The sequence below is a fragment of the Streptomyces sp. UNOB3_S3 genome (assembly GCF_020740895.1).
GTDB lineage: Bacteria > Actinomycetota > Actinomycetes > Streptomycetales > Streptomycetaceae > Streptomyces.
On sequence record NZ_JAILXP010000753.1, the window covers coordinates 1 to 708 of the forward strand.

Consider the following 708-nt stretch of genomic DNA (forward strand, 5'->3'; position numbering starts at 1 on the left):
CGGTGAGCAGGATCGGCGTCAGGCCGAGGGCACGGAGCCGGGTGAGGGCCTCGGCGCTGGTGGGTTTGACCGCGTCGGCGACCTCGAGGACCGCGCGGGCCTGACCGTCCCAGGCCACGCAGATCGCACGTACGGCCCGCGGCCTCGGCTGCGGCCTTCGCCTGCCGCAGCTCGGTGGGCAGGGGCAGCGCCCATTCGGCGAGGAGCTTTTCGCGGCCGACGAGGACGGCGTGGCCCTCGACGATGCCCTGGACGCCGAGGCCGGCGATGTTGGCGAAGTCCTCCGGGGCCGGGAGCTCGCCGGCCTTCTCGGTGGCGCCCGCGGCGACGGCCTGGGCGATGGGGTGCTCGGAGGCGTGCTCCAGGGCGCCGGCCAGGCGCAGGACCTCGTTCTCCGTCTCGCCTTCGGCGAGGTGGACGCCGAGGAGGGTCATCTTGCCGGTGGTGACGGTGCCGGTCTTGTCGAGGACGATCGTGTCGACCTTGCGGGTGGACTCCAGGACCTCGGGTCCCTTGATCAGTACGCCGAGCTGGGCGCCGCGCCCGGTGCCGACCATGAGGGCGGTCGGGGTGGCGAGGCTCAGGGCGCAGGGGCAGGCGATGATCAGGACGGAGACGGCCGCGGTGAAGGCGGCGGTCCAGCCTTCGCCGGTGGCGACCCAGAAGCCGAGGGTGGCCAGGGCCAGGACGATGACGACGGGGACGAAG

Annotated in this window: 1 pseudogene; it reads right to left on the reverse strand. The window is 73.6% G+C overall.

Features of this window, described 5'->3' with window-relative positions:
• A pseudogene (locus tag K6I33_RS35465) lies at window positions 1-708 on the reverse strand (heavy metal translocating P-type ATPase); the annotation flags it as partial.